This window comes from Streptomyces sp. NPDC001902 (genome assembly GCF_042891295.1).
In the GTDB taxonomy this organism is placed as follows: Bacteria; Actinomycetota; Actinomycetes; order Streptomycetales; family Streptomycetaceae; genus Actinacidiphila.
In genome coordinates this window covers 1-19,656 of sequence record NZ_JBIATA010000035.1, presented here as the reverse complement: position 1 = coordinate 19,656, position 19,656 = coordinate 1, and the positions used below count along the sequence as shown (strand labels likewise).

The 19,656-nt window shown below is 68.6% G+C and carries 11 protein-coding genes; 2 read left to right on the top strand and 9 right to left on the bottom strand.

Features of this window, described 5'->3' with window-relative positions:
- Window positions 1–62: 62 nt before the first annotated feature.
- Together ACFYYN_RS37865 and ACFYYN_RS37860 are read left to right on the top strand one after the other, a co-directional pair.
- Entirely contained in the window at window positions 63–6,938 is a 6,876-nt protein-coding gene (locus ACFYYN_RS37865) for a ricin-type beta-trefoil lectin domain protein (protein WP_500549427.1), read from the top strand.
- A gap of 159 nt (window positions 6,939–7,097) precedes the next feature.
- Window positions 7,098–7,544: a hypothetical protein gene (locus tag ACFYYN_RS37860; RefSeq protein ID WP_500549360.1), complete on the top strand. Its 447-nt coding sequence runs from the start codon at window positions 7,098–7,100 to the stop codon at window positions 7,542–7,544.
- Window positions 7,545–8,015: 471 nt separating this feature from the next.
- Here the strand turns inward: ACFYYN_RS37860 and ACFYYN_RS37855 are convergent, their stop codons facing one another.
- From ACFYYN_RS37855 to ACFYYN_RS37815, 9 genes are all read right to left on the bottom strand, one after another.
- Complete coding sequence (locus ACFYYN_RS37855) at window positions 8,016–8,216, bottom strand: hypothetical protein (RefSeq protein ID WP_500549359.1); 201 nt, start codon at window positions 8,214–8,216, stop codon at window positions 8,016–8,018.
- A 74-nt stretch (window positions 8,217–8,290) separates the two neighbouring features.
- On the bottom strand, window positions 8,291–9,049 hold the full coding sequence (locus ACFYYN_RS37850) for a hypothetical protein (RefSeq protein ID WP_500549358.1): 759 nt from the start codon (window positions 9,047–9,049) through the stop codon (window positions 8,291–8,293).
- Window positions 9,050–9,304: 255 nt separating this feature from the next.
- The gene (locus ACFYYN_RS37845) at window positions 9,305–10,015 is read right to left on the bottom strand and encodes a replication-relaxation family protein (RefSeq protein ID WP_500549357.1); all 711 of its coding nucleotides are present in this window, start codon (window positions 10,013–10,015) and stop codon (window positions 9,305–9,307) included.
- On the bottom strand, window positions 10,012–12,669 hold the full coding sequence (locus ACFYYN_RS37840; RefSeq protein WP_500549356.1) for a type IV secretory system conjugative DNA transfer family protein: 2,658 nt from the start codon (window positions 12,667–12,669) through the stop codon (window positions 10,012–10,014). Before ACFYYN_RS37840 ends, ACFYYN_RS37845 begins: the two co-directional genes overlap by 4 nt.
- Window positions 12,651–13,313 (bottom strand): hypothetical protein, encoded by a 663-nt coding sequence (locus ACFYYN_RS37835; RefSeq protein WP_500549355.1) that lies wholly within the window; start codon window positions 13,311–13,313, stop codon window positions 12,651–12,653. The genes ACFYYN_RS37840 and ACFYYN_RS37835 overlap by 19 nt, the downstream gene beginning before the upstream one ends.
- Complete coding sequence (locus ACFYYN_RS37830; protein WP_500549426.1) at window positions 13,310–13,981, bottom strand: C40 family peptidase; 672 nt, start codon at window positions 13,979–13,981, stop codon at window positions 13,310–13,312. Before ACFYYN_RS37830 ends, ACFYYN_RS37835 begins: the two co-directional genes overlap by 4 nt.
- Window positions 13,938–16,880 (bottom strand): hypothetical protein, encoded by a 2,943-nt coding sequence (locus ACFYYN_RS37825; RefSeq protein WP_500549354.1) that lies wholly within the window; start codon window positions 16,878–16,880, stop codon window positions 13,938–13,940. Before ACFYYN_RS37825 ends, ACFYYN_RS37830 begins: the two co-directional genes overlap by 44 nt.
- On the bottom strand, window positions 16,877–17,236 hold the full coding sequence (locus ACFYYN_RS37820) for a hypothetical protein (RefSeq protein ID WP_500549353.1): 360 nt from the start codon (window positions 17,234–17,236) through the stop codon (window positions 16,877–16,879). The genes ACFYYN_RS37825 and ACFYYN_RS37820 overlap by 4 nt, the downstream gene beginning before the upstream one ends.
- Window positions 17,233–18,954 carry an ATP-binding protein gene (locus ACFYYN_RS37815; protein ID WP_500549352.1) on the bottom strand — a complete coding sequence of 574 codons (1,722 nt, stop codon included), beginning with the start codon at window positions 18,952–18,954 and terminating at the stop codon, window positions 17,233–17,235. Before ACFYYN_RS37815 ends, ACFYYN_RS37820 begins: the two co-directional genes overlap by 4 nt.
- Window positions 18,955–19,656 lie beyond the last annotated feature (702 nt).

Below are 19,656 nucleotides of genomic sequence, written 5' to 3'. Positions count from 1 at the left end.
CGACGGTGGTGGCGACCTGCGGACACGGGCGGCCGACGAGCCGCGGGCGGGGTGGCATGACCATGCGACGGTTCACAGCAACAGCCAAGGCACACAGCAGAAAACCGACGAGAACGCGTATCAAACAGCGGTGGACCGCACGGATCGCTGCCGCACTGGGCTTTGCCCTGCTATCCGGCCTGATCACCGCCCCGGCCTTCGCGGAAACCCCCAGCCTTCGGGAGCGACCCAAGCTCCCTGCTCCCCACGTGGACAAGGTCGTCCCCTTCTCACACCGGGAAACCAAGGCAGACCGACAGGTCGCAGCCGCCGAGAAGGCCGACCGGGCCGATGCGGCAAGGGCTCGGGCCGACCAGACCCGCACCGTGACCTGGCCGAAGGCCGGCACCGTCCGTCTCACCCCAGGCCGGAGCACCACTGCCTCCGCCACGCCGGGACACCTGCCGGTGAAGATCGCGCCACCGCACGCGGGTGCGCACGGTGCCCGACTGGCCACGGCTTCCTCGGTCACCGTGGACGTCCAGGACCAAAAGACCGCCGAGAAGGCCGGCGTCAAGGGCGTCGTGCTCACCGCGGCCGGCCCGGCAGACGGCGGCGCCGCCCAACTGACGGTCGACTACACGGGCTTTGCTTCCGCCTACGGCGGCGACTGGGCCGGCCGTCTGCGGCTGGTGGAACTGCCCGCATGCGCCCTGACCACGCCTGACAAGGCTGCGTGCCGCACCCAGCGGCCCCTGAACTCCGCCAACAACCGCGACACCGAGACGGTCACGGCCCAGCTCTCCCTTCCCGAGGCCAAGGAGGCCACGGCGTCCGCCGCGGCGCCGGTGGTGCTCGCGCTCGCAGCCGGTACCAAGTCGAGCGCAGGCGACTACAAGGCAACCCCGCTGTCGGCCGAGTCCACCTGGAACGCCGGCGGTAGCTCCGGCTCGTTCACCTGGTCCTACCCGCTGCGGGTACCGCCCGCCGCGGCCGGACCCTCACCGAATCTGTCGATCTCGTACGACTCCGGAAGCATCGACGGCCGTACCGGCAACACCAACAACCAGGGCACGTGGATCGGTGAGGGCTTCGACATAACCTCCTCCTACGTCGAGCGCAAGTACGTCAGCTGTGACGACGACGACGGTGACCACGATGGCGCCGAGGACGGCAAGTACGACCTGTGCTGGAAGTACGACAATGCCTCCCTGGTGCTGAACGGCAAGGCCACCGAGCTGGTCAAGGACGACACGTCAGACGAGTGGCACCTGAAGGACGACGACGCGTCCAAAGTCATCCGCGGCACCGGTGCCGACAACGGCGACGACAACGGCGAGTACTGGACGGTCATCACTGGCAACGGCACCAAGTACGTTTTCGGCCAGAACAAGCTCGACGGCGCCGGCGCGACGGACCGCACCAACTCGGCCTGGACCGTGCCCGTCTTCGGCAACGACACGGGCGAGCCCGGATACTCCTCCGGGACCAGCTTCGCCGGCCGCGCCAGGAATCAGGCCTGGCGGTGGAACCTCGATTACGTCGTGGACACCCACGACAACGCCATGACCTACTGGTACACCGCCGAATCTAACTTCTATGCCAAGAACGGCGTCGACAAGCCCGGCACCGAGTACGTCCGCGGCGGTTACTTGAAGGAGATTCACTACGGCCAGCGCGCCGGAGCCCTGTTCTCCGCCTCCCCGGCCTACTCCGACAAGGTCGTCTTCACCGTTGACGAACGCTGTGACTCCGGTTGCGATGCGCTGGATGAGGACCACCGGGACAACTGGCCCGACGTGCCCTTCGACGCGATCTGCAAGGACGGCGACGCCTGCACTGGCAACACCAGCCCGGCCTTCTTCACCCGCAAGAAGCTGACCGGCATCACCACCTCCTTTTGGGACACATCCCTCGCCACCGACGACTACTCCCAAGCCGACACCTGGAACCTGAAGCAGGAATACCTCGACCCCGGTGACACCGGCGACAGCTCCGACCAGAGCCTGTGGCTGGACGAGATCAAGCACACCGGCAAGCGCGGCACCGACATCGCCCTGCCGCCAGTGACGTTCACCCACACCTGGCTCACCAACCGGGTCGACAGCAGCCACGACGGGAAGCTGCCGCTGTACAAGCCCCGCCTCTACACCATCACCTCCGAAGCAGGCGCACAGACCACCGTCAACTACGCAGACCAGGACTGCGTCGCCGGGCAGACCATGCCCAACCCCGACAGCAACACCCGTCGCTGCTACCCCGTCTACTGGGCCGCCAACGGTGCGAGCGAGGCGACACTGGACTGGTTCCACAAGTATCCCATCACCGAGGTGAGAACCACTGACGCCACCGGCGGCGGCCTGCCCGTCGTCAACAAGTACAGCTACTCCGGTGGCGGCGCCTGGCACTACAACGACGACCCGATGACGCCGGACAAGGAGCGCACATGGTCGGTGTGGCGCGGGTTTGAGAAGGTCACCCACCTCACCGGTGACTCGGGCGGCACCCAGTCCAAGGACGTCACCGTCTACCTGCGCGGAATGGACGGCGACCGTGTCCTCGGCTCGGACGGCAAGAGTGTCGACCCCACCAAGCGCAAGACCGTCTCAGTCACCGGCATCAAGGCCGCAGAGATCACCGACAGCGACCAGTACGCCGGCTTCACCCGCGAGTCCGTCTCCTACAACGGCACCGACGAGGTGGCTGGCACCATCAACGACCCGTGGTCCCAGCGCACAGCCACCCAGCACAAGTCCTACGCCGACACCGAGGCGTACTTCGTGCGGACCGGCGCCAGCCACGCCCGCACCAACATCACCAGTGGCATCACCCCCTACGACCGGGTCCGCACCACCGTCACCAGCTACGACAACCTCGGCATGCCCATCAAGGTCGAGGACAAGGGCGACGACTCGAAGACCGGCGACGAGAAGTGCACCCGTACCTGGTACGCCCGCAACACCAGCGGCATCACTTCCCTGGTCTCACGGACCCGCGTGGTCGCCCGGAACTGCGGCATCGACGAGGCGGACCTGAACCTGCCCGCCGACTCCACCACCGCCGGTGACGTCATCTCCGACACCGCCACCGCCTACGACACCACCACCTGGTCCGAGACCCAGACCCCCACCAAGGGCGAGCCCCGGTGGACCGGCCGCGTCAAGGGCTACACCGCCGTCGATGCCCCCACCTGGCAGAAGGTCGCCACCACCACCTACGACGACCTCGGCCGCATCAAGGTGACGAAGGACACCAACGACCTCACCACCTCCACCACCAGCTACCTGCCGGTCGCCACCGGCCCGCTGACCTCCACAACGATCTCCGACGCCAACACCTACGGCACCACAACCACGCTCGACCCCGCCTGGGGATCGCCCCTGACGAGCACCGACCCCAACACCAAGATCACCGAAACCGAATACGACTCCCTCGGCCGCGTCACCAAGGTCTGGCTGCCCAACTACACACGCGGACTGGACAAACCGCCCACCTACGTCTACACGTATCACGTCACAGCGACTGCAACCGACAACGCTTGGGTCGCCACCGCAACCCTCAAGGCCGACGGCTCCACCTACAACACCACCTACGCGATCTACGACTCGCTGCTGCGCCCCCGCCAGACGCAGACTCCGTCGCCGCGCGGTGGACGCATCATCGCCAACACCCGGTACGACACCCGCGGCCTCGCTGTCACCACGTCATCCGACATATACGACGACAAGAAGAGCCCAGAGGGTGACCTGGCCGACACCCCAGGCGGCGGCCCCATCTCCACCGATACCACCTACGACGGCGCAGCCCGCCCGACCCAGGTAGTGACCAAGAACTTCAACGTTACCCGCTGGACCAGCACCACTACCTACGCTGGTGACACCGTCACCACCACGCCCCCAGTCGGGGACACCGTGACCCCTGGCGACGGTCAAGCCGTCGCCATCGTGACCAACGTCCTGGGCCAGACCACGGAGCGCCGCGAGTACGACGCCCCCAAGGCCGCCGGGGCGCACTACACCACCACCAACTTCACCTACTTCCCGGCCGGTCAACAGAAGACCGTCACCGGACCGGACGCCGCCTGGTCGTACACATACGACCTGTTCGGCCGCCAGGTCACCGCCACTGACCCTGATAAGGGCAAGTCCACCACCGACTACAACGAGCTCGACCAGGTCGCCACGACCAAGGACGCCGCGAACCGCGTCCTGGCGTACGAGTACGACAAGGTCGGCCGACAGCGGAAGATGTGGAGTGGCACCAAGACCGACGCGAACCTGCTCGCCGCTTGGGACTACGACACCCTTGCAAAGGGTTACCAGGACTCCGCCACCCGATATGACGGTGGCCTCAACGGCAAGGCGTACACCAAGAAGGTCACCACCTACGACGCCCTGTACCGACCTACCGCCACCCAGCTCACCCTACCCACGACCGATCCCCTATTCAGCGCGGGTGTCCCGAGCACGCTGGTTTTCGGCACCACCTACAACCTCGACGGCACTATCAAGAGCACGAAAGAACCAGCCGTCGCCGGCCTCGCCCTGGAGACTGTCTCCAACACCTACAACGGGCTGGGCCTCCAACTCGCCTCCGAGGGCACCAGCCAATACCTCCAAGTTGCCGGGTACTCACCCCTGGGCGACTTGGAGCAGCTCAATCTGGCAAAGACCCCCACGGACAACACGCTCACCATCACGAACAGCTACGAGCCCGGCACACGCCGCCTGACTAACTCCGTAGCCACGGACAACCTCCACCCGTACGACCTGCAGAACCTTCACTACACCCAGGACGATGCAGGCAACGTCACCTCCATCTTCGACACCGCCAACCTCGGCGGCATCAGCAAAACCGACAACCAGTGCTTCACCTACGACGGCTACCGCCGCCTGACCGAAGCCTGGACCCCAGCCACGGCGGACTGCACCGAAACCGGCCGCACCACCGCCAACCTCGGCGGCGCAGCGCCGTACTGGTCCAGCTACCAGTACAACGACGCCGGCCTGCGCACTAACGAGACCAGCCACGCCACCGCCGGCAACACCGCAGTCGACTACACCTACAGCACCACCAAGCCCCACCAGCTGACCTCGACCAAGACCACCAGGCCCGACAGCACCTCCTTCACCCAGACCTACGCCTACGATGCCACCGGCAACACCTGGATCCGTCCCGGCAAAATCACCGGCCACATCCTGGACTGGAACACCGAAGGCCAACTGTCCCGCACGACCACCGATGACGGGCCGATCACCGGCCTGTCCGGCAAATGCCTCACCATCCAAGGCGGCGTCACCACCGACGCCACGCCCGTCGAGATCACCGCGTGCAATAGCAGCGACGCACAAAAGTGGCGTCTGAAGAGCGACCGCACTCTCCGGGCCCTTGGCGTATGCGCCACCCCCACCGGCACCACATCCGGATCCGTCGTACAGATCAAGGCTTGCAGCACCGGCAACGCCGCACAGCAGTGGACACAACGCGACGACGGCAGCCTGTACAACCCCAACTCCGGGATGTGCCTGGCCGTGCCCGGTGCTGATGCCACCGACGGCAAGGACCTGCAACTCGGCACTTGCAGCGTCTCCGCAGCTCAGACCTGGACCGTCACCAAGCAGACCAAATACCTCTACGACGCCGACGGCCAACTCCTCATCCGCCGCGCCGCCGCCGACGGCGAAACCGTCCTCTACCTCGGCGCCACCGAAGTCCACCTCAAGACCGCCGGCACCACCACAACCCTGACCGGCAACCGCTACTACACCGCCGCCGGCCAGACCATCGCCGTCCGCACCGTCAGCGGCAGCACCAACAAGGTCACCTTCCTCGCAGGCGACAACCACGGCACCTCCAGCCTCGCCTTCGAAGCCGGCACCTCGACCTTCACTAAGCGCTACACCACACCCTTCGGTGTCACCCGCGGCACCAAACCCACCACCTGGCCCGACGACAAGACATTTCTCGGCGCCCCCGCCGACCCCACCACCACCCTCACCCACATTGGCGCCCGCGAATACGACACCACCATCGGCCGCTTCCTCAGCGTCGACCCCGTCCTCGACACCAGCCAACACCAATCCCTCAACGGCTACACCTACGCCAACAACAACCCTGCCACTTTCGCCGACCCCACCGGCCTCTGGATTGACGACGGAACCGGCCACAGCGAACCCCGCACCGACGGCGGCCCCACGTCCAACGTAAACCCCAGAGGTGCAGGGCAGCCTGGTTGCGGTTGCAATGGCGATGGCGGGACCCACCAGGGCGGTGACGATGACGACGACGATGACGGTGGCTGGCTCGATTCCCTCACCGACCTTGGCGGGGACGTCGTCGACGGCGTCGATGAGGGCTTTTACAGCCTGGTGAGCACTGTTCCCTACACGGTGGACCTGGGTCGCTGGGTGTGGGATTGGGACTGCTTGGATGGGGGTATCGGTGCCGCCGGATGCGAATCCTATGGCGTTCAATACGAACAGTTTATAGCAAGTCAGGGCGTCGACATTCATAGCGACACTTGGGAAAATGTCGGCGTGGCTGCAGCGGTATTTGGCCACAAGCCGGGTTCACTCAAGGGCGGCAAGTCCGGCGGTCTCGGGGGTAATGGGCCAACGGATCCCCATGAAGGGCATATCGGGGTGAGCCTCAAGGGGGCCAGGCAGGTGCAGGGTAATTTCCCTGATAAAGCAGGGCCGGGTGAAACGCTGTTTCGCATGAAGGACACCGGAGAGGTCACTGCTTACGCACGATACAATGAGAACGGCGTGAAAATCGTTCGTGCAGACCTACTTAAAGAGTCAGCAGCGCATGCCCGGGGGACTGCCGACGAGGTCCCAGCGCCCCACATCCTGGAGCTTGTCCCGCACACACGCCCTTCTGACGGTAAGGTCTTCTATAACTGGGCAAAGTTGCCGCGCCCCCTACGCCCAGACGAGGAATTGTGCGGATGTCGCTAGGCGGGCCCGGAATGCCGTCTCGTGCCGGTTGGTTCAACTAGTGGAGCTTAGTTGTAGACTCAGGCGCCCGCCACTGCTTCTGGCGGGCGCCTGAGGCGCTCACTCGCACTTCGTGAGTGGCCATTCACTGTTTCGCGGAAATTGCAAACGGAGCATTCGGTGACCTATTCGGTAGAGTATTCAAGAATCAAGTCATGGGTGGAGGATTTTGGAGGCTCCGTTGATTACGTCGACTACGTAAAAGGCAATGGCGATATCGCCGTCCTGCTGGCATTTTCGGACATTCTTTTCCCTAGGTTTGTCGAAGTTGACGACTGCGTCCTCTGGGAGCGCGCCTATGAGGAATCGAACTATGCTGTTTGGCGTCAACGGCTATCGGGGGAGGCGCGGAAGATCGAGGCAACGCTCAACCGGTTGCATGTTTGGGCAATCGTTGAATCAAGGGATGTCGATGAAGATCGGAGGGCCCTGGATTTCATTGCCGAATGTGCCGCGAAAGCATGGCGTGCTACTTTGACTGCCGACTTCCCTGACAGGTCATTCGATGTCAAAGTTGTGGATTCCCCGGATGGGCCCGTAGTCACGTTCTATTCCGGAAAGCAGTAGTTTTGCTACTCGCGCGGGGCCAGCGTCGACTGCGTCCCCGGCGACCTTCCCGCAGCACCGGACCATGACGGTGAAGCGCTACCGGTGCCCACGGCCTCATGGAGCCCCGCCTCCTGGCAAACCGGACGCCTGGGCGGCGCCGTTGTCATGTGCGGGGGCTTCCATCGTCGTTTCTCTGATTGTAGGCCTTGAGAAGACCGCCACCGGCGGGCGACTCCCGTTGTCGTTGGTACCGGCGGTCGAAGGCGCGCCCTGCCGCAGCGGGGTGTTGACGGGCTTGCCCCGCTCCCGTCACAGTCCAGGTCAGCGGACCGGACCCGCAGCCCCCGGGCGCGGATCGCCTCCCCCCCCTTCCGACGTGCGGCAGCCGCGGGGTCTACCTGTGCCGTTGCTTCCCGCATTCGGTGAGTGAAATCGGGGCCCGGTCATGGCGTTCCGCCGGTCCGGCAGGGGCACTTGCGGGCCCGGCCGTCAGCCGTAGTCACAGCTCGCGCAGTACGTCACCGGTCCGGCAGGCGCCGCAGGTGGTGACCAGTGCTTCAAGTGCCGTTTCAGGCCCAGCCACGCGGGTTCCCGCGCCATGTCGACCGCGGCCTGCGCCAGAATCTCCTCCGCGGTGCCGGCCGCCGCGAGCCGTGCGGCGACGCGGGCTACCCGCTTGTGCCCCAGCACCGGAACCTGGTGCCCTCTGCGGCGCCTAGCTTCTGCCCACGCCTCGGCAACGCGGTCTCCGGCCGCCTGGGGGTTCACCGCAACCGGCCCGGTTGCCGGCGCCTTGGTTCGTTCGTCCGCGCCCTCCACTTCGCGGGCCGGTGAGGGCGGAGCGGGCACTGCCGTGAGCGCGCGACCTTCTGGCAGGCTCGCGGTCTCTCTCTCGGGCACCGCCGCTGCGGTGCCATCCGATCGAGAGGAGAGAGAGAAGTCCCTTCCGTTTCATGAAGTCTTAGTTCTTTAACCGACGGGTCGCCGACCGTCGGATCACCGACCGTCGGAAAGCCGTCACTCGGTCCCACCTGCTGATCTTCGTCGTTTCGGCTGGTCACCACCGAGTGACGGGATCCCGTGACTCGGCTTCGGCCTGCAGCGGCCGACCCGTCCCCTCCTTGATCTCCCGGCGACTGCGCCGTGGCGCCGCGAGGGTCGAGCCACACGGGCTCCACCCGCACTGCCCGCGCGTCCGGGACTTCGGCGAGCAGGCCATCGACGTCATCGCGGCTGAAGGGCAGGTCGGCCACGGAGAACTCGGTGCGCCACGTTCCGCTGGCCGCCTGGACCTTCAGCTTGACGATGTAGCCGCAGGCCACCAGGTTCCGAATCGCCTTGGTCAGCGCCTCACGGCCAGGCCTGCGCTTACCCGCCAGCGAGGCGACGGTGAAGTCCGCCCCGTCCGGACAGCGCAGCGCCACCGCGAGCAGCCCGACGTCCAAGACGCTCAGCCGCACGTCGTCGACGGCCCTGTTGTCCAGCGCCACGAACCGCGGCGGCCGGCTGCGCAGCTTCTTCATCGGCGTCTACAACTCCATCCACGAGCGGCGCTGGTCGTCCGTGCTGGACAGTGGGCTCCACACGGGACCCGATGCGCCATATCGCTCTAGGTCCTCGAGCACTGCCGCACCCAGTTGGACCTTCCCCGCCAGCTGAGTCACGAGTGGGTGCCCGGCCACCATGGCCCGCAGGTCGTTGATACGGCGCTGCAGCGCATCCGGCCCGGCGCCGGTCAGGACGAACAGCACCCGAGGGAAGCGCGGGTAGAACCGCTGTCAGGCCAGCATCGCGTCCTGGTCCGCGACAGTGCCCCGACGGCCCAGGGGCTGCGGCACGTACTCGTGGAATCTCGCGTACGAGATCAGCTTTCTCGACAGGCGCTCGCTGCTCATGGTCGCCCGGTCGACCTCGACGAACGCCCGGAACTGCAGCCTGCGCGGGGTGACGGCGGTGTAGTGAATTACGGCATCGGCGATCAGCCGGTCCTCACTGCCAGTGTCCGGCAGGCGGTGCGCGACCTCGGGCACCCAGTCGAGCGGCCCGTACTCATCGCCGCGTGCCCGGGCATCGTGCAGGAACGCCAGGTGCGCTCGCAGCACGGTGAGCGTGTGGGCGGCACGCAGGCCGGCATCGGTCCCCCCGGAGGGCGCCTGGACGGGGCGGCCGCGCAGCTCGGGCCAGCTCGCGACGACGCGGGCTCCCTGAGGAGTGAGGTACCACGCCCTGGTGCGGTTGCTGGCGGGCAGGACGGTGTATGAGAGCAATCTGTCCTCGCGCAGCGCGTTCAGAACGACGGAGGTGATCTGGCGCCTGCGGTCGGGGGCGATGAGCTGATGCACCTGCGGAGTCGTGGCCAACCGGTGCTGCGCGATCAGTGCGAGGACTTGGTGCGAGTAGGAGTCTTCCGTACTGGGCTGGCTGTCTGACTCGGCGTCGTCGTCGGTTGCTGCTGTGGCGAAGGCGTCGAAGTCGGTTTCTGTGCTCATGCGAACAGCTCCTGCTGGGTGAGGGCGGTCGGCTTTGAGGAGGGGCCAGGACTTGGGTCATCGGGGCCCTGGCTTCCGGAAACGGGACCGCCGCTTCCGGGTCCCTGTCTGGTGAGGAACGCCAGGACGGAGATTTCGTGGGTGGAGGCCACGGCGGTGAGTTCCGACAACGGTTTGGCGTCGGTGTTGTCGTGGGCGGCACGGAGTAGTGAGCCGCGCTTACCGGGCCGGTACAGGTCCCGGAACACGTCGTTGAGCTCCGGGCCTCGGATCCGCAGCGGCCCGACGCGCTTGCCACCGACGGTGAAGGACGCGAAGTGCTGGTAGCGGCCGAGCTCGGCTGCGTCAGCTGGACTGACCTGCTCACCCCACTCGTCGGTGATGTACCGGACGGCCTCCACCGATCCGGCCGTGGTCGACAGCGATGACGCGTTCTGCAGCAGCGCGGTCCGTACCTCGGGGCTGATGCGGTGCAGCAGCTGCGTCATGCCGTGCATCCGCACCCCGAACTTCCGGAGCTGCTCGGTGATCTCAGCCAGCGAACTCGAGGCGGCCCCGTCCAGGGAGATCAGCTCGTCCAGATACAGCCGGAACGCCTTGCGGTCCCGCTCCGGGACATCGCGACGGGACAACCCGGCCCGGAGCATGTCGCGGACGATCATGGAGGTGAGCAAGCGGTCGGTAGGGCCGGTGCCGGCCGGGCAGATCCACACGACCTTCGATCGGTCCATGGCGTACCGCATGTCGTAGCTGCCTGTCGGGGAGCCGAGGAAGGCCTTGATGACCGGGGACGCGGCGAGCCGGTCGATCGGGTTGAGGACGGTGGGCAGGGCATCGGCGGGGATCGCGGGGAACGAGGTGGCCCACCACCGCTGTGCCTCCTTGTCGAGCCGGTTGACCGCAAAGGCCCGGAACATCTTGTCCGTGAGCAGGGCCCGGAGCTGGAAGATCGTGGCCTGGCAATCCGCCTTCCCGGCCGCCACCGCTTGGACGTTGACGGCGACCAGCGCCTCCACGGCCTTGGTCAGGATCGTGATGGCACGCGGCGCGTTGGCATCCCCCCACCCGAGCGAGGTCGCGAAAGCGTCGACGACCGCGGCCGTCACCTCGTGCGGCGCCGCACCCGAGGTCATGCTGAGCGGGTTCCAGCAGGCGAGCCGGTCGGTGGGCTTGCGGACGGTCAGGTCGAACAGCCACGCCCGGTTCATGATGCCCTTGTGGGCCAGGTACGGGGCGACGGTCGCCCACGAGTCGCGGTGCGGGTCGATGAACGCCAGCCCGCCCTGGTTGTGGGCGACAGCGACAGCCTGCACCAGGGCGCGGGTGGTCTTGCCCCAGCCGGCCTTGCCGACCTGCACCTCGAACAGGGTGTCCGCTTCCCGGGTGGCCAGCAGCCGCTCGGTGCCGTCGGCGCTGCGGTACCAGCCCTGCGGCAGCAGGTCCTTCTTCGGTTCGTAGCTGGGGATGTCGCCTGCGAGCAGCGGCAGCCGCGCATGCATCGTCGGCGGCTTGAGCAGCCCGGCGACCTCTTCGATCCGCGCCCAGGAGTCCCGGCGCGGGTGGATGCGGCCGCTGGCCCACCGCTCGTCGAACCGCGGCCGCCACGGCCACCGGTCCGGCCCGAACCGCAGCGGGCCCCACGACCAGCCCACCGACGACAACCGCGTGCGGGCCGCGTACACGTCCAGCGCGGCTTCGATGTGCCGCAGCCGCCGCTCCGCCCGCCCGATCTGGTCCGATGCGCACCGCACGAGCAGCTGCACACGGACCAGGCCGGTGTCCTCCATCAGCTTGCCCAGGGCCTTCTCCCGGTCGATGCGCGGCGGCCTGGGCGACATCATCAGCCGACGCCGGCTGGTGCGCTGTTCCGGCGGCGTCAGCAGCTGCGTGAGCTGCCAGCCCCACGAGTCCTCCAACGTCGCGGCGTCCTGCGCCATCCACTGCGCCTCGCGACGGGCTTCCTGCCGGGCGCGTTGCCGGGAGGCGTGGACGACCTGCTGCCGGCGGCTTTTCAGGTGCCACTTGGCCGCGGGGGAGATGTCCAGGCAGACCTCGGCGAGGTCGCCGAGGTCGGCGCGCAGGTCGGCGACGGCGTCGATCAGCGGCTGCAGCGGGTCCGGCTCGAGCGGAACCTCCCGCAGCCGGGACGCGGCCGTGCCGTGGAGAGCGAAGACGGCACGGACCGTGTGCTCGCGCTTCTTGTAGACGATCGGCCGTGCGGGCTCGCTGCGGACCCGAGCGTAGGGGGTCTGCTGCAGCAGATGTGCGGCCGACGCCGGCGCCTCCACCCGATACGTCAGGGGGCGGGTGCCGTCGGCGCGCAGCCGGATCCGCACCGTGCGGGCGTCGCGCGGTACCCACCATTTGCCCGCCGAGGCGGCCCGGATCAGCTGGGCACCGAACCGCAGGATCTCTTCCTCGGACGTCTCGAATTGCCCGCCGGGCACCAGCTCGACGTAGGCACGCTCCTTGAGAGCGCGCGTGGCCAAGTAGCGCCGCACGACATCCCAGGCCACCCAGCAGAACGCGGCGACCAGGCTCAGCCACAACGCGTTGGCCAGCACCCACAGCAGCACCTGCCAAGCCCAGAGCAGTAGATCGGTGGTGCCGTTCCACAGCGGGCTGCTGGCGAGGATCACCGTACGGGGGTCCATGTCTGTCCCTCCTTGATCAGTCGGATGGTGGCCGTGCGGCCGTCCAGGAACGTCCCGGCCGGGTCGGCGCCCGCCCACACCAGCCGCACCATCACGGCCTTGGAGTGCCCGGGGTCGCGACCAGCCGCGGCGGCCTGAATCCGGAACCGGGTGTAGGCAGCCGACGGCGCGGGATCGGTGAAGTAGCCCGGCCATCGGTCACGACCGGCGCCGGTGACGTCCGCGGTCCAGACCGCCTTGGCAAGGGCGACCAGGTGCCGGGCCGTTGCCGGGGCCAAGTCCCCGGCCGCCGCCCGGTCCATGGCCCTTTGTACGAGCGGGTCGGCCTCCGGTCCGGCGCCGGGCGGCGGAAGCGCGCCGCCGGTGGCGGGCGCCCGCGTCCTGACGGCGGGCGGTCTGGTCGCCGTGGCGTCTCCAGAGCGCGGCGGCCTCGTAGGGCGCGCCGCCGATAGTGGCGGCGTGGACATCGCGGGGCTCAGGGTGACGGCCGGCGGCTCAGCGGCCACTGTTCGGGAGGCCGCTGCGTGGTGGCCCGAGCCCGCTGACGCGGAGACGGCCAGCAGTCCGGCGCCCGCGATGGCCAGCACGGCCGCGACGGCAGTCAGCGCGGGTCCGGAAAGCCGGGACGACTGACGGGTGCTCATAGGATTCGCGCTCCTCCGGCATAGTCGGGCAGGGCAGTCAGCGGGTCGATGCGCACGCGGGTGCCAGGCTTCGGAGCGTTGATCATCTGGCCGTTACCGAGGTAGATCCCGACGTGGTGGATTCCGGCGTTGCTGTTCGGATTGGGGCCGTAGAAGACCAGGTCACCCGGCCGCAGCGCGCCGTATCCGGCGGAGGCGGGGATACGGCGGCCGACCGCGGCCTGATCCTCCGCGAGGCGCGGCAGGCTCACCCCGACCTGCGCGTACGCATACAGCGTGAGTCCGGAGCAGTCGAAGCCCGTGACCTTGCTGCCGTCCTGGTGCTGCCCGGGCGAGCAGCAGATCCCCGGTGAAGGGCCGGTCGCGTTGCCGCCGCCCCACGAGTACCGCACGCCCTGCTGAGCGAGAGCGGCAGCGATGACGGTTCGGGCGTCACCGGTGGCCGCGCCCCCACCGGTGGTGGTTCCGGTGGTGTCGTAGCGATGGATCGCGTTGAGGACGTCGGTGACGTAGGCGGTGGAGTGGTTGTAGGCATACACCGCGGCGCGCAACTGGTCCTCGTCCGTGAGGTCGCGTCCGTCCCCGCACAGGTACCTGGCGGCGGCCAGGGCGGCGTCGTCGGCGTTATGCGGGTCGACGCGCCCATCGCCGTTGCCGTCCCGGCCGATCGCGGCGAAGGTGGCCGGCAGGAACTGGAACGGCCCGACAGCCCGGTCGAACTGCCGGTCGCCGTCCCAGCGGCCGTCGTCGGTGTCCGGGATCGCCGTGGTGTTGCCTCCCGCCCCGGAACCGTCCAGCCGCGGCCCGAGGATGCGCGGGGTGATGTCCCCGCTCGAGCCGATCGTGTGCCCGGCGGCGTTGTTCGACTCGATGCTCGCGATGCCGGCCAGGACCTGCCACCGCATCCCCCGGCACCCGGGCGAGCTCTCGTGCACCGCTTGGGCGCCGTGCGTGATGGCGGTCAGCATCCGGGCCGGTATCCCCGTCACCGCCGCCAGACCGCTGCTCACCGCGGTCTGACTGATCCCAGCAACCAGGATCGCGCCGAGCGGGCCCGCGCAGCACACCGCGGCCGCCACCATCAGCGCCACCAGCCAGACCCCCCGGCGTATCGCCTTCACGACTCACCGCCGTGGTCGCGGTCCCACTGCCAGTCCGTGCGCTGAGCCTCCATGAGCATGTCGAACACCCGCCGCCGATCGCGGGTAGTCGGGTTCTCCGGCGCGGTCGACGGGTCCGGGCGGCCGGAGGGCGGGGTGCTGGAGGCGCCGAGCAGCCAACTGCCGACGGCGGTGTCGCGGACGAACGCGCGGGTGCGCATTGCCGGGTCGTGAACGTCGATCGCGGTGGCCAGGCGCTGTCCGACGTGGGCGGTGCCCCGCTGGATGCCGCGTCCGGCCTGGCCCCAGGCGTGGGTATCGTCATGAACGCGTCCCCGGGTGACCTGCAGCTGGTGCCAGGCGTCCTCAGTGAAGTCGGTGATGTGCTGCCGGCCGGCTGCCGCGCGGCGGGGCAGGCCGAGCGTGGCGCCGTAGGCGAACCGGGCCGTGTGCCGGGCGTGCGGTAGCCGCGGAGACGCACGGCCCGGTTGTGGAAGCGGGTGCTCAGCAGCGTGCGCTGGGTGTCCGGGTCGTGAAGCAGGACCCCGTTGCGGTCGACGACCGGCGCCTCGCCCGGTGTGACCGTGTTGCCCTCGCCGTCCTGCTCGCCGGGGCCGACGGGACGACGCATCCGCTCCAGCGTCTCGTCGTCGGGGCGCCGGCCGACCAGCGTGGCGTAGGCGCCACGCAACGCCCCGCGCATCCCACGCGCTCCGAGGGTGGCGGAGGTGATGGCCATGCCCAGCGGGGCAAGGCCCCGACGCGCCTCTGCCAGTGCGTCGGTGGCCAGTCGGCCGGTGTCGGCCGGCATCCCCGTTCCGTCGGTCATTGCCAGGGCATTGCTGAGGAAGCGTTGCCGGAGCAGCAGCGCGCCGTGTGCGGCGGAGAACCCGCCCAGCCCCATCCCGAGCCCGCCCCCACCGGAGCCCGACAGGTGGGCGCCGATCGCAGCGCCGAGCTCGCTGTTGTCGCCGGGCAGGTGGGTGCCACCGACCTTGGCGTACCGCATCCGCAGCGCGAGACGCTGCCCGAACTGGACGGTGGCGGCCATCAGCCGCCGGTGGAACGCCAGAGCGGCAATCGCGAAGGCGTCCAAGAGCAGCAGCCGCTCCACCATGAGGTTGCCGTTGCTGGAGGTGAGGAGCGCGTCGACGCCGATGCCGAACATCGGGATGACCATGGCGGTGCTGAACATGACCATCACCGACGCAAGGAACGTGCCGAGCCACCGCCACACGGCCATGCGGGACGGGCCGGGCAGCATGCCCCAGATGAACGTGATCCCGCCGACGGCGGCCGCGGCGACGTCGGCGGCCTGGGTGCCCAGCAGGATCAGGGCGAGCGACACGGCCATCGCCGCGATGACCACGGCGGCGATGCCCAGCAGCAGGACCCCGCCGATCCGGTCCCACGACGGGGTCCGGGCGTAGTCGGCGGCCTCCTTCCCGACGTCGCCGGCGTTGTCCAGGTCGTCCAGCAGCGCGCTGAACTTTGCGTCCTCGGGGCTCTGATCCAGCGGTGAGGTGGCGGTGCCGTTGCAGTAGTCCTTCGCCGGCCCGGGAATCGAGTCGCACGGACTGCTGTCGTCCTTCTTGGTCTCGTCGGCGCTTTTGACCATCTTCAGGTGCGCGGCGTAGGCGGCCCGGTTCTCCGGCTTGCCGTCGTCCAGCAGCCGCCCGTACTGCAGCAACTGGAACGGCTTGACGACCAGCGCGTTGGTCAGGGCGTCCTGCACGGACTTCGCCACGTCGGTCCCGCCGCCCACCGCCGGGCTGGTGCAGATGGCCGGTGCGGGGCGGTCGACGCGGTCACAGGCCGGGCTGGCCGGGCCGTTGGCGGGGGTGGCGCCGAAGTAGGAGTAGCTGGTGATGGCCGCGAGTTCGACGGCGGCCTGGTGGGTTTGGTCCAGTGGCCCGTTCTTGGCGAGCAGGTAGTCTGGCCGGACGAACGCTGAGGCGGCCAGTGCCGCGATCAGCAGCGTCAGGAAGATCTCTCCCACACCGCGGCCGACCTTGCCGCGGGCGACCAGGATCAGACCGAACACGAACGCCCACGCCAGCAACACACCTTCCAGGCCGATCGCGCCGACCACGTGGGTGGCGTAGGCGTCGGAGAGCGCCTGGGCCGGGCGGAGCATGGCGGTCAGCAGCGGAAATTCGAACGCGAACCCGATCAGCCAGCACGCCAGCCCGACCAGGAGTCGCACCAGGGAGAACAGACCACCCAGGATGAAGGTCTGGAACTGGCGGGTGACGTCTGTGATGTCGCCGCCGTCGGCCCGCAGCTCATACCCGTTCAAGGGAGCGCCCTCGGACGTGGTGACGTTCAGCGGCGCCAACAGGCCCCCGCCAGCGGAGGCCGCGTGGTCGGCGGCCGCGGCAACGGATGTGTTCACCGTCAGGAACACCACCACGAGCAGCGCGACGAATCCGGCGGAGCGCAGAGTGCCGCGATCGAAACGCCTCATCGCTGCCCCCTGCGGTGTCCGGACGTGATCGCGAGCCCGACCGCGGCCGCGATTGCCGCAGTGGAGAACCCCACCAGCCACAGCCTCTGGCCCGACCTGCTCTTGGAGATGGCGATCGACGAAGAGGGCTGAGGCCCGCAGTACGTGCGGGCTGGCCCGGCGATCAGATCGCACGGGCCGTCACCGACTTCCCGGGCCGAGGCGGTGACGGTGACGTTCTGCCCCACCGCGACGGGCTCGGGGATCGCGGCCGCGGTCGGGCGGGGTAGCACCCACGCTGCGACCGTGCACGCGATGATGACCAGCACGGTCGTCCCTGCCAGCAGCAGCCGCCTCTGGCTGCAGTCGCGCTTCACCGGGAGCTCCCGGCGGCCGCCGGCGCGCGGTCCGCGCCGGGGGTGGTGAAGATGGCCTGCTGGATCCTGGGCACGGGCGGCACGTGGACCTTGATCCGGCCGACCTGCATGCGCGGGTCACGCAGCAGCATCTCGCCTTCCCGGCCAGCTTGGCCGACCGGCGACAGGCCAGTGGTGACCAGCCGCACCAGATCCTCGGACTCACCGTCGAGGCCGAGGAAGGCGAGACCCTTGGCCGCGCGGGCGTGGTCGCTGGTGCGGGCCAGCAGCTTGTAGGCCAGCAGACCCGCGTCGGGGCCGAGTTCGTCGACGTCGTGGGCGCCGAGGACGACGCCGGCGGCGTGCTTGCGGCCGTCGTGGAGGATCTCCGACACCAGTGCGGAGCCTTCCGCGCTCGAGGTGAGCCAGTAGCACTCGTCCAGCGCGATCGCGCAGAACCGGCCCGGGTCGGTGAACGCGGCCTGCCGTGCAAGCGCCGCGATCAGGTACAGCACCGCCCGGCCGATCAGCGCCTCCAGCGGCTGCTGACGCAGCACGTCGATGTTCCCGAAGGCCTCCTTCGGCGGCAGCGTGAGCCCGGCCGTGGTCACCACCACCATGTCGGCGCCGAGGTCGCCCTCGAGGGAGACCGGCGGCAAGTCCGGGTCGAACACCATCGCGGCGAGCGGGTTCGCGGCGACGATGCTGACCAGGTCGGCCATGGTCGCGGCCGCATCCCGCCGGGTGCCGGGCACCTGGTCGTCGGCGGCAAGCGCGTTCAACGCCTCCAGGACGTGGGCCATGGACGGCTTCTGGGCCGCGGCCGCGTGCTCGACTGCGTGATGGAGGACCGCGCCAGCGGCGCTCATCGGTCCCACGCCGAGCTGCAGCGTGAGGTAGGACAGGGCGTAGTGGGCGCCGGTCCGGCCGCCGAACACCCGCAGCGGGTCGATCGACAGCTCGGCCTTCGCGGCGTCGATGACTTGGCAGCGGTCTCCGGCGGCGGAGCGGCCGAAGCCGGCCCACTCCTTGACCGGGGTGCGGTCGATGACGATCGCCCGCCCGCCACGATCCACCACCGAGCAGGTCAGCAGCTTCTCCACCACGCTCTTACCGGCGCCAAGGTCGCCGACGATCCCGACCGAAGCGGACGCGTTGCGCTGCGGGGCGTCAGCGATGTTGAGCAGGACCGGGCGGATGGTGCCGCAGTCCAGATCCACACCGACCATCAGACCCGTGGGGTCGCCCACGTACATGGAGGTGAACGCGCCGGAAGCGGCCCAGTCCTGGGAGAGCTGGTGCTGGGTGAACTCCCTCACCACCGGCGGCCGCACCGCTCCCGGCAGGCCGAGGGCGAACAGATGCTCCTGCATGCCGTGCGGGCGGATCGCCCGGTAGTCCGCCCCGGACAGCACCGCGGCCAGGGCCCGCGCCCGGGCGTCGCACAGCCCGGGGTCCTCGCCCCACACGGTCAGCACCGTGACGGACTGGACTTCGACCTCGACACTGCTGCGCGACAGCCGGGCGTCTTCCTCTGCCAGGTCACCGGCGGCGTGGGGCAGCGAGTGCGGCATGCCGGTGGGCTGGGCGCCGTACTGCTCGGCCTGGTCCAGCAGCTCCCGCTTCTTGCGCTGCACCTGCTGCTTCGCCCGGTCCGCAGGCACGATCTGCAGGTCGACGGTGAAGTCCACGGGGAAGTCCAAGCCCTCCAGCTGCGCCAGCACGTCCGAGGTGTCCACGGCCCGGGCGGGCGGAAGCTCGGCCAGCGCCAGATGCGCCTGGTAGGCGGTGCCGGCTGTCGACTTTCTCTCTAGTTACGACATGCTCGATGCGCTGACCTTGGGTATTTGAGTTACGTATATGTAGCCCTGGTCTGACGTCTGACCTGGTGTGGTGTGCGGCAGGGGAGCTTGATACCCGACTCCGTGACGCTCTGACCTGTGGTGCTGCAACTGGGCGGAGGATGTTGTGATTACGGGGATAACCTTTTGGGTACTGCGGAACTGCGGCCCGGAATTGATCATGAAGGTTGGTGCAGGGCTAGCGCCCGAGCCCTGTCTGGATAGTGGGACCCGACCAGGGTTCGGGTCCGGCGCCTGGCGGGTATCGACGGAACGCGCGGATCCGCCGTGCCAAATGTCTGGAAGGTCGCTTCCGGAAGTACCCCGGCTCCTTTGCCCCGCCGTAAGCCCCCTTATGGCGAAACTATTGCCCTCGACCGTCTGCCGGCCTCGCCCACAGCGGAGGGGGGCTGCCTACCAAGGGCAACTGCCCACCGAGGGCGCCCAGCGCCCGAGGGGTGCGCGGAGCGCAGGGCAGGCGGCAGGAAAGGGCGGTCCAGCGCGCCCTAGGTGTTCTGTCCGGGGAGGTTGTGGACGGGTGATGTAGGTCTCGGTTGAGGGATCTTGAAATGGGTGAGGGCCTTCTGGCCTGGTGTGGAT